Source organism: Bifidobacterium tsurumiense (genome assembly GCF_000741765.1).
Classification (GTDB): Bacteria; Actinomycetota; Actinomycetes; order Actinomycetales; family Bifidobacteriaceae; genus Bifidobacterium; species Bifidobacterium tsurumiense.
Genome location: NZ_JGZU01000009.1, coordinates 76,626 through 87,025 on the forward strand (window position 1 = coordinate 76,626; position 10,400 = coordinate 87,025).

A 10,400-nucleotide genomic window follows, 5' to 3' on the forward strand; every position below is an offset into this window, starting at 1 on the left:
GCATAATATGGGATGTGCATGCAGTGCAGTGTCGTGCCGGTTTTGGTTCCTGCGCGCGATGCTTCGCCATTTATGCCCGGACGCATGTACATTGAGGTCATGGATATTTCCGCTTCTCGCACCATTTCCACACGCGATCTGATTCAGGCAGGGCTGCACAACCTCGATACGGCACGTGAATTAATCGCACGGGCGACGGAACATTTGCCCGATGAACTCGTCACGGTGTTGTTGAATGCATTGAAAGGCACCGGCGATCCTGATACGGCTTTGCGCTCGCTGGTGGATATCCATGAACATTGCCGCAATGCTGCAGACAACGATCTTGGCTGTTTTCAACATGAAGATGCATTGTGCAAACTGATCAAGGTAGTGGGCAACAGCGAGTATTTCGGCACGTTGATGCGCACGCGCCCTGATCTCGTGCAGGCTGCTTGTGGCGATCAATATCATGGAACGGCTATGGATTCCGACCAGCGCCGCGATATGATCTGGAATGCAGTGCAAGGCATTGGCGAAGTGCCATCGCCCGTGGTGCGGCTGGCCCGGCAAAGTGACGCTTTACGAGCGGCATATCGGCGACAATTGGTTTCCATTATGGTTGAGGACCTTTGCGCGGATGATGCCATGGAAATCCAGCCACAAGTAAGCCGGGCTCTTTCGGATTTGGTGGATGCGGCATTGACTGCGGCATTGCGCATTGCCCAAGAGCATGTCCCGAACGGTGATAAGTGCCGGTTCACCATTATCGGCATGGGCAAACTCGGCGCCCGTGAAATCAATTACATCTCCGACGTCGACGTGATGTATGTGGTCGAACCCGTAAAGCAAGCCGAAGTTCAGGATGATCACGAGGAATTGCGAGGCATGGCATTGACTCGTGTCGGCACCAAAATCGGTGCATTGGTTCAGCGACTGTGCCAATCGGTGATTCCAGGGGGATCCGAGCCTGCGCTATGGCAGATTGATAATGCATTGCGGCCGGAGGGCAAGGACGGTCCGTTGGTGCGCACACTGGAGTCCTACAGGGGATATTACGAACAGTGGGCGGAGAATTGGGAATTTCAGGCTTTGCTCAAAGCCAGGCCATGCGCGGGAGACGAAGCCCTCGGACAGGCCTTTTCGGACATGGTCCGTCCTATGGTGTGGTCAGCATCGGCAAGAAAGAACTTTGTATACGACTGCCAGCAAATGCGCAAACGAGTCGAATCCCTGATACCGGAAGCATTGAAAAACCGCGAGATGAAACTAGGCAAAGGCGGGCTGAGGGATGTCGAATTCACTGTGCAAATGCTGCAATTAGTGCATGGCCGATCGGATGAAACCTTGCGAATACCTTCGACTCTTGGAGGTTTGCAGGCGCTTTCCAAGGGCGGTTACGTCTCTCGCAAACAGGCGGAGCATCTGTCATGGGATTATCGTTTCGAACGTGTGCTTGAACATCGACAGCAAATGTGGGTGATGAAACGCACTCATCTGTTCCCTGATCTGGGAGGAAATAATCAGGGAGGGTTGGACCGTAAGCGCGATTTGAGCCCGGAAGATGTGCAGGGCTATGCGGAACTTCGTCGATTGGCCAGACAGGTGGGCATGCGTTCTGATGAACTGGTTGAACGATTCGATGAAACGCGTCGGGAAATTCGCCATCTGCATACGGATATCTATTACCGTCCCATGCTGCCGATCAGTGCGCAGGCAGGTGCTGATCCATTCACCCTTTCGCAGCAGGCCGCACGTGAACGCTTCGAATCCATTGGCTTTGCGGATGCACAGGCCGCCATGCAGCATGTCGAAGCGTTGACCGAAGGCGTTTCAAGAGCTGCACGCATCAATCGCATTATTCTTCCCGCCGTTTTGCAATGGTTGGGTCAAGGGCAGAATCCGGATATGGGTCTGTTGCGTTGGAGGACATTGGAAGAGCGCTTCCGTGACGAAAGCGAATATCTCGGTTTTCTTCGTGATTCGCCTTCGGCAGCAGGACGGTTGTGCCATGTGCTATCAAATTCTCGATTCCTCGGGGAAGCCCTCAACAAATCGGTTGAATCGGTGACATGGCTTGGCGATGACGACGCTTTGCGTCCGCGCAGTCGTGCAAGCCTGGATGTGCAATGCAAGGCGACATTGGAACGCAGCAGAGCCTCGGCCAAGGATTTCGCGACTTCCATGCGAGCGCTGAGACGACATGAAATCGAGCGCATAGGTCTGGGCTGGATGAACGATGTCATCCAAGACGATGATGCTTTGGACGGTATGAGTGATGTCAACGATGCCATAATCGATGCCTCCGTTGCCTGGGCGATGCGCAATCGCTGTGAGGAATGGAAAGTGGATGCCGCTCCTGCCACGATTGCCATAATCGGCATGGGACGATACGGCGGCAGGGAGATGAATTTCAGTTCGGACGCCGATGCAATGATTATCTATCAGGCGAGAAACGGGGTGGCAGACGATCAGGCCAATGCATTCGCGAAGCAAGTGGTTGATGATGTGCGCTCGATTCTGCAAGGTCCTGTCAGTCTGGAGGCGCGCATCGATCTTGATCTTGATCTGAGGCCTGAAGGCAAGAATGGTCCTTTGGTCCGCTCCTTGGCATCATGCGCTGAATATTATGCGTCATGGTCGAGTACTTGGGAACATCAGGCTTTGTTGCGCGCCCGACACTGTGCCGGCGACGAGGCATTGTCCCAACAGTTCCTGACTGAAATCGCCAATCCCTTGCGCTATCCGGCCGAAGCGCTAGATGAGACGCAAATCGGAGAGATCCGCAAACTCAAGGCGAGAATGGAATCCGAACGGTTGCCCCGCGGCGTGAGGCGGGAACGACACCTTAAATTGGGCAAAGGTGGATTATCCGATGTCGAGTGGAGCGTCCAGCTCATGCAAATGCAGCATGCCGGCAAGCATGAAACTTTGCGAACGCAGTCGACCATGGTCGCTTTGCAAGCCCTAACTGATCTGGGACTTGTCAGCAAACAGGATTCCTTCATACTTCGTAAGGCGTGGAAATTGTGCACTGCAGCCAGGAACGGCAATTATCTGTGGTCCGGAAGGGCGTCGCGCGCTGACATATTGCCCGATGATCTGTATTCCCTTGGTGGAATCGCCATTTATATGGGATATGACGCGCATCAGGGGCAGCATTTCGAGAATGATATGCTGGCCGTCATGAGACAATGCCGCGAAGTCACAGAACGGCTGTTCTACGGTCTATGAGCCTGAATTTCTTTGAAACAATAGGCAAATTGCCGGTGTCATAACCGTGCCGCATATGGACACTCCGGTATGATTCTGTGTCCTCAAAATGGCGTATGGTTGGCTAGGTCACATGAGGTGGCCACCTTGCACAACAGAAAGGTGAGCCGTTGTCAGAACAGATGATTGCCGGTGCAAATTCGGGCGGTGCGAACCCGAGTGGTGACGGTATGGTCGGGCGTCATGTCGTCACATTGGATGACGTATCCACTGCGCAAATTCGTGAATTATTGCATAAGGCACAATATATCGACGCGCATCGTAAAGAGGTGGCACACACTTGTGAAGGCAGGGTGTTGGCCACCTTATTTTATGAGCCCAGCACGCGAACACGTTTGAGCTTCGAAACCGCCATGCTGCGTTTGGGAGGAAAGGTCATCGGCTTTGCCGGAGCGCAGTTGGCATCCGTTACCAAAGGCGAATCCATAGCCGACACCTTGAAAACAGTCTCGAATTACGTGGACGTCGTGGCAATCCGCCATCCCAAAGAGGGAGCCGCATTGGTCGCATCCCGTGCATCTTCGGTTCCGGTGATCAACGCCGGAGATGGCGGTCATATGCATCCCACGCAGACACTGGCCGATCTGGCGACATTGCAGTCGAGATTCGGACGCATAACCGACCTCACCGTCGGATTGTGCGGTGATTTGACGTTCGGAAGAACCGTGCACTCATTGATCGAAACACTGTGCCGATTTGGCAACGTTCATTTCGTGTTGATCAGCCCGGATGAGCTGAAAACACCACGATATGTCATTGATCGCATTGAATCCACTGCGACCTGCTCCTACACCGAAGTGCGTGATTTGAGTTCAGTCATCGGTGATTTGGATGTGCTGTATATGACCAGAGTGCAGAAGGAACGATTCTTCAACGAGGATGACTATCTGCGTCTGCGTGACACCTACATTCTTGATACCGAGAAAATGAAGTTGGCAAAGCCGAATATGGCAGTTTTGCACCCTCTGCCTCGTGTCAACGAAATCGCCGTAGAAGTCGACGACGATCCCCGCGCCGCATATTTCGAGCAAGTCAAGAACGGCATGCTCATGCGCATGGCATTGGAGAGTTCGGTCGTGGGCGACGAGCTGCCCGGATATGAACCGCTTGAACCCAAGGAGTTGGATGTCTGATGGAAGTTACCAGCATCAATAACGGCATAATCATTGATCATGTGCCGGCAGGCACCGCTTTGAAGGTGCTTGAATACTTGCATATCGACCCGGCTTCGACTCGTTTGGCTTTGATCATGAATGCCAGCAGCAAGCGATTCGGCACTAAGGACATCATCAAAATCGAGGATGACAAGGATATCGACCTTGACGTTCTGGGTTTCGTCGCTCCTCAGGCCACGGTTGATATCGTTCGCGGGGGTTCCATAACCGACAAGGTCAATCCGCGCATGCCCGAGCATGTGATCAATGTCATCACTTGTGTCAATCCGCGATGCGTCACCACCACTGAACCTGGGTTGAAACAAATGTTCCATCTCTCGCATTCACCACGACAGGAATATCGTTGTGATTATTGCGACGAAGAAGCAAAGCTGTAAATAGCGGACATATTGTCGTATTTGCGGCCTTGAGTGCGGCAGTCCAGTGTACAGAAGAATTGCACAGAAGAAAGGAATCAGCATGCTCACGCTCCATGACATTCGTGTTTGGGATACCGAAGAGCGTATCGATGTAGTGATCCCGCAGGTCGATGAGGCGCGTCTGCTTCGCGAAAACGGGGCGCAAATATCAGGCGATATTGACGCTTCTTCTATGACGATCGCACCAGGCTTTGCTGATCCGCATGTGCATTTTCGCGACCCGGGACAGACCTATAAGGAATCGATGGTCTCCGGAGCGAAGGCAGCGGCATCCGGCGGATATACCAATGTGCTGATCATGCCCAATACGCTGCTCGCCATAGACGGAGAGGATGCTGTCGACGGAGAGCCCGGCGCACAGGAAGTGCTGTCTTCCGGATGCCGGACTTCTCTGGAATATCTGCAGCGTTATGAGGATATTCATGGTGTGCAACTCCCTGTGCAATATGCGCTCAGCGTGTGCGCATCGAAGGGGCGAGAGGGGAAGGAAGCCAGCGATCCGGCTCGCTGGCAGCATGAGATTCCAGGGCACGATGATGAATCCAAGACTTCATGGCAACGGGAACACCCCGTAGTAGCCATAAGCGATGACGGTTCTGCGGTAACTCCCGACACCCTGGAAGAAACGCTTCGTAATGCGCAAGCAACGGGACTGTGCCTTATCGAGCATTGTGAACATCATGATACAGGTGCGGTCAATGACGGTCCCATTGCGCGTCAACTGGGTGTGCCCGGGATTCCCGCGGATACCGAGCTCGCAATAGTCGAGCGCGATATCGATGCTGCACGGCGCACAGGAGTGCATATTCATTTCCAGCATGTCAGCACAGCGCTGGCTTTTGATGCCATACGGTCCGCGAAAGCTGAGGGATTGCCTGTCACGTGTGAGACTGCCCCGCATTATCTGGCGTTATGCGATGAAGATCTGCTGCGCTACGGCACCATGGCGAAAATGAATCCGCCTCTGCGTTCGGCGGCGGACAGGCAAGCCACAATTGCAGCCGTGGCAGATGGCACGGTGGATATGCTCGCCACGGATCATGCTCCTCATACCGACGAGGAAAAGGCACGTGGATTCGTGGACGCGCCGAATGGCATTATCGGTTTGGAATGCGCATATGGTGTATGCCATAAGGTTCTGGTTGAAGGCGGATATATCGATGAGCAAAGGCTTATCGAATTGATGTCGGTCGCACCATCGCGATTGGTGGGGCATCGCCCTACGGATGTGGCGGCATTGCTCAATACCTCTTCGTCATGCGCCACCAAGCGAGTGCTTGACCTGGCCGCAGTGGAACATCCCGACCAGGTGAATCTCGTAATACTTGATACCACTCGCAGGTGGACCGTTGATCCCGAACGGTTCCATTCCGCGGCACGCAATACGCCATTTGCAGGCTGGGAGGTCACGGGCTTGCCGTTGGCCACGATTATTGGTTCTTCGCTGGTGTTCTCACGATTGGATGCCGCCGTCTGAGTTGCATCACGGTATTGGTGACAGGACTTGAGAAAGGATAATTATGGATCGACTCATCGCAGCCGTTGAAGCGGCGCAGAATCCGAGTGTTGTTGGATTGGACCCCACGGATGCCTTGGTGCCGCAGCAGGTCATTGATTCGTTTGCACAGGAGGTCGCCGAAGAAGTCGAGGATCCCAGTGAGATCCCGGCAGCGCAACGAGCGGTGGCATATTTTGAGTTCAATCGCACGATAATCGATGCCATCAGCGACGTGGTAGCAGTGGTCAAGCCACAAATCGCCATGTATGAGGCTCTTGGTCCTGCCGGAGTGGATGTATATGCCATGACCTGCGAATATGCCAGGTCACAGGGATTGTATGTTTTGGGCGATATCAAACGAGGTGATATCGGTTCCACGGCCGCGGCCTATGCCGGCCATTTGCGAGGTATCGGCGAAGGCGAAGCGCATACGGATCCTTGGCATGAGGATGCCATCACCGTCAACCCATATTTGGGCTCAGATGGGATTGAACCCTTTGTCGAAGCGGCGAAAGAAGCCGATAAGGATATTTTCGCTCTGGTGCGCACTTCAAATCCATCGAGCGCGCAAATTCAAGAGCTTGAACTGACCGATGGCAGCAAGCTGTATGAGAGAGTGGCGGATTTGGTTGAAGAATGGGGAGCGGACACAATAGGCTCCCATGGGTATTCCCGCGTAGGAGCCGTTGTTGGGGCCACCCATCCTGAGCAGGGCAGGCAATTGCGCAAGCGTATGCCGCATACCTTCTTCCTGGTGCCTGGATATGGCGCTCAAGGAGGGAGCGGTGCCGATGTGGCTGGCATGTTCGATAAGAACGGCAGCGGGGCAATCGTCAATTCCTCCCGCGGCATTATCGGAGCTTGGAGAAAATCCGAGTCATACAGCACCGAACTCGATGCCGGGCAAGCGTTGGAAGTCGTGGCACAATCCGCAAGGCAGGCAGCCATGAATATGCGCGACGATCTGCGCACTTTCGTTTACTGACATCACAGTATGCTGGAACAATCAGATTCCATGTGAGGAGCACCATGTCACCTTCATCATTTATTCCAACGGCGCGAGCCGTGGAACAGGCCACGGCTGCAGGGTATTTCCCCGGACGTCGTTCGGTCGAAATCACCGACAACCAACGACTTGACGAGGGAGTGTATCGACTGACCTTCCGTGACCCGTACATCGCGGCGCACGCCAAGGCCGCGCAATTCGTCAACCTGTTCTCATCGGACCCGCTCAAGCTCATGCCCAGACCACTCGGCATCAGCGAAGTCAATGGTGAAGAAGTGAGCCTCATCTTCGCTGTGGTTGGCAAGGGAACCGATGAATTCTCCCATTTGCGGGCAGGGGATACGGTTGACGTTCTGGGGCCTTTGGGAAAACCCTTTAGATTGCAAGACGATGCCCATTATGTGTTGGTCGGTGGCGGCCTCGGTGCGCCTCCTTTGATTTTCACGGCGCAGCAGCTTGCACAGCGTCCTGATTGTAAAGTCAGTGCCGTGTTCGGATACCGCAGCACGCGTTTCGCGGACGATTTGGTTGGCAAATACGCCAACCGTGTGGAAAGCATCACGAATGCGGAAGGCAATGTGGTCGACCTGTTGAATCAGATCGAGGATTCGATCAATGTTGATGGTTTGACCACCGTGATTCTGTCATGCGGTCCGACGCCGATGATGAAGGCAGTCGCCTCTTGGGCGCAGCGTCGTGGCATCGGCTGCCAGCTCAGTTTGGAAGAACGTATGGGTTGCGGTTACGGCACATGCGTGGTGTGTGTTGTGGACACCTTGGAAGGCCGGAAAAAAGTGTGTGCGGATGGGCCAGTGTTCACCGCTGAGGAGTTGGGTTGGGCATAATGAGCATGAATGTGTATGAACCGCATGAGTGGAAGCATGGCACCAAGGTGGCGGGTGTGCCTTGGAAGAATCCGGTGGGAACGGCTTCGGGAACTTTCCAATTGGCGGCTTGCCGTTGGTTTTATGATGTGAGCCAGATGGGCGCGATCTCAACAAAAGGTGTTTCGCCTGTTCCGTGGGAAGGAAATCCGACGCCACGCACGGCGGAATCTCCGGCTGGCATGGTGAATGCTGTGGGTTTGCAGAATCCTGGCGTCGATCATTACTTGGTCGATGAATTGCCCAAGCTCAAGGAATTGGGTGCCACAGTGGTGACCAATGTGGCAGGCCACAGCGATGACGACTATGCCGAAGTGGTGGAGAAACTTGCCGATTCTCCCGCTGACATGCTGGAAATCAATGTCAGCTGCCCGAATGTGAGTCACGGCGGCATGAGCGTTGGCTCTGATCCCAAAACCCTGCACCGACTCATTTCCAGATTGCGTCCGATAACCGATAAGCCTATGGTAGTCAAGTTGTCGCCGAATGTGACGGATATCGTGTCGATTGCCAAGGCGGCAGTGGACGCTGGCGCCGACGCATTAAGCCTGATCAATACTTTGGTGGGCATGCGCATCGATATTCGCACAGGAGAACCGATAATCGCCAACCGAACCGGAGGCGTCTCAGGTCCGGCCATTTTCCCCATTGCATTGGGATTCGTGTGGAGAGTGCGGCAGGCATTGCCGGATATTCCCATTATTGGAATCGGCGGCATAGATTCCGGTGAAAAGGCTCTTGAATATTTGTATGCAGGGGCCAATGCGGTCGAGGTCGGTGCTGCGGCGTTGTACGATCCGACGGCACCCTTGCGTATAGCCCGGGAATTGGATGATCTGTTGGATTCAAGGCCGCAATTGGCGGCAAAGCTGGCACAAGGCCAGACTTGGCGTTAAGTAGTGAGTTTCGATGTCTTGCTGCGTTGCAGAGCCCATGCGGATGCGCCGTATCATGTTGTGCGGCATAACGGATTGGCTCAACCATGTGCATTGCAAAGCATTCGTTACACTGCGCGATTCACGCCAAGACATGCGACTTCGCAGCAAGTTGTTGCATCGCTCCAACGCAGGCATATTCGCAGCATAGCCGCAGTAATTGATAAGGAAGGTTGTACTCATGGAACATCAATCTCTGGATGAACGATTCACTTCGTTCCTTTTGGATTCACAGGTCCTGAAATTCGGCGATTTTACCTTGAAGTCAGGTCGGCAGTCACCGTATTTCATCAATGCAGGCGCATTTGATAACGGGGCAAAAATCGCAACGCTTGGCGATTTCTATGCTGAAAAGATAACCGAGGCCATGGCTTCCGGAAAGCTGCCGAAAGATATCGACACCGTATTCGGTCCCGCGTATAAGGGGATTCCGCTGGCTGTCTCCACTGCTATGGCCTTGTATTCGCGGCATGATCTCAGCGTCGGATACACCTTCGATCGCAAGGAGAAAAAAGACCATGGTGATGGCGGCATGTTCGTTGGCACACAATTGCGCGATGGCATGAAAGTGCTGTTGGTCGATGATGTCATGACTGCCGGCACAGCAGTCAGAGAGGTGTTGCCGAAACTCAAAGAGGCCGTGGATGTCCAAGTGGTCGGCTTGGTGCTTTCCGTGGATCGCATGGAAAAAACCAAGGACAGCGACATGTCCGCAGTGCAATCGGTGGAGAAGGAATTCGGTTTCCCGGTACTCGCCATTGCCAATGTGCGCGAGATTTTTGCAGCTGCCGCCAATTTGGAAGATGGCGAAGGAAAGCCCCTGCTCAATGATGAGATCATTGCTAGGGCTGAGGAATATATGAGCCAATACGGAGCCTGATCCTCGACTGAACTATCTGAGGCGCCATGCGTCGCAATGCTTTCTTGCAAAGAACGTTGTGACACATGGCGTTTTCATTGCCTTGCTCCTTCATTGTTCCGCATTGTTATGGTTTCGCGTTGTATTATTTTGCGCCTTTATTGTTTCGCATCTTTGCGGTTTCTTGCTTGTGTTGTCTCTCGCTTTCGAGTCTCTTGCTTTTAAGTTCCTTGTTTTTGAGTCTCTCGCCGTTGTCATCTCTCGGCATTCTTGCATTTTGCACATCGACTGCAATATGCGAACTCGATGGAGACCTCGTTGTGGTGGTCATATCTTCATGCTGTTCCGCAGCTTCAATATGACATGATTTAT

General features: G+C 53.6%; 8 protein-coding genes. All 8 read left to right on the forward strand.

Going from position 1 to position 10,400, the window contains the following annotated elements; genetic code table 11:
- Positions 1-99 precede the first annotated feature (99 nt).
- The 8 genes from BITS_RS04560 (at position 100) to pyrE (ending at position 10,049) form a co-directional block, all read left to right on the forward strand.
- Positions 100-3,213, forward strand: a complete 3,114-nt coding sequence (locus tag BITS_RS04560; protein WP_026641915.1) for a bifunctional [glutamine synthetase] adenylyltransferase/[glutamine synthetase]-adenylyl-L-tyrosine phosphorylase — start codon at positions 100-102, stop codon at positions 3,211-3,213.
- A gap of 209 nt (positions 3,214-3,422) precedes the next feature.
- The gene (gene pyrB, locus BITS_RS04565) at positions 3,423-4,385 is read left to right on the forward strand and encodes an aspartate carbamoyltransferase (RefSeq protein WP_026641914.1); all 963 of its coding nucleotides are present in this window, start codon (positions 3,423-3,425) and stop codon (positions 4,383-4,385) included.
- The gene (locus BITS_RS04570; RefSeq protein WP_026641913.1) at positions 4,385-4,804 is read left to right on the forward strand and encodes an aspartate carbamoyltransferase regulatory subunit; all 420 of its coding nucleotides are present in this window, start codon (positions 4,385-4,387) and stop codon (positions 4,802-4,804) included. Before pyrB ends, BITS_RS04570 begins: the two co-directional genes overlap by 1 nt.
- An 82-nt stretch (positions 4,805-4,886) precedes the next feature.
- Positions 4,887-6,323, forward strand: a complete 1,437-nt coding sequence (locus tag BITS_RS04575) for a dihydroorotase (RefSeq protein ID WP_026641912.1) — start codon at positions 4,887-4,889, stop codon at positions 6,321-6,323.
- Positions 6,324-6,366: 43 nt separating this feature from the next.
- Positions 6,367-7,329: an orotidine-5'-phosphate decarboxylase gene (pyrF, locus tag BITS_RS04580; RefSeq protein ID WP_026641911.1), complete on the forward strand. Its 963-nt coding sequence runs from the start codon at positions 6,367-6,369 to the stop codon at positions 7,327-7,329.
- Positions 7,330-7,373: 44 nt separating this feature from the next.
- A complete protein-coding gene (locus BITS_RS04585) occupies positions 7,374-8,195 on the forward strand; it encodes a dihydroorotate dehydrogenase electron transfer subunit (protein WP_026641910.1) in 822 nt (273 codons plus the stop codon).
- Positions 8,195-9,130 carry a dihydroorotate dehydrogenase gene (locus BITS_RS04590; protein WP_026641909.1) on the forward strand — a complete coding sequence of 312 codons (936 nt, stop codon included), beginning with the start codon at positions 8,195-8,197 and terminating at the stop codon, positions 9,128-9,130. Before BITS_RS04585 ends, BITS_RS04590 begins: the two co-directional genes overlap by 1 nt.
- A 220-nt stretch (positions 9,131-9,350) precedes the next feature.
- Entirely contained in the window at positions 9,351-10,049 is a 699-nt protein-coding gene (pyrE, locus tag BITS_RS04595) for an orotate phosphoribosyltransferase (protein WP_026641908.1), read from the forward strand.
- The last annotated feature ends 351 nt before the right edge of the window (positions 10,050-10,400 follow it).